Raw genomic sequence first — 549 nt, 5'->3', positions numbered from 1 at the left:
GGCTTGAAGTTGTGCGCTCTCGCGAAGAAATGCGCCGGGAAGCCTATGGTTTCCTGCCTGATGGGTGATTCGACAGCGCTTGCCTCAGCAATTGTGCGGTGCTGCCTTAAAGATGTTGCCTCATAAGCATTTTTTCATTTTGGCCTATATTGGCTAGAAACTGAAGAAATAATGAGGATGACATAGGCCCGCTCTTTGTTATAAAATCACCACCAGATATGTTGGTGGTCTATGTGTGTGGGCAAAAAGCGTACATGCTCTTTTTCCAGCGTAATGTTCAGCATGGTGGGAAACTATTCCAAATTTTGTATAAGCCTCCTGCGTGGTGTAGAATAGAAGCACCACGCAGGAGGTTTTACATATGGTTAGACAGAATTGCATCTTGGAAGAAAACCACCGTCAAGCACAAGTTCCTTGAGCCCATAAAAAGCGAATCCCGGGTCAATCCCAAATTCCGTGTAAACACCATTTAAGGTGCGAATAGAGCAAAATTTATTCAGGGCGGTAGCCGGGGAAATCCGGCTGCCGCCGTTTCGCCTTTTCAACAAC

The 549-nt window shown here is 46.3% G+C and carries 1 protein-coding gene; it reads right to left on the bottom strand.

From position 1 onward, the window contains the following. Window positions 1-365: 365 nt before the first annotated feature. The coding region (locus ACTQ33_RS17130; RefSeq protein ID WP_441465693.1) for a hypothetical protein at window positions 366-549 on the bottom strand (184 nt) is incomplete at its 5' end.

The organism is Candidatus Avoscillospira sp. LCP25S3_F1, assembly GCF_052117125.1.
In the GTDB taxonomy this organism is placed as follows: domain Bacteria; phylum Bacillota; class Clostridia; order Oscillospirales; family Oscillospiraceae; genus Avoscillospira_A.
Note: the sequence above shows the minus strand (reverse complement) of the source record. Positions and strands in the feature narration are given on the sequence as shown.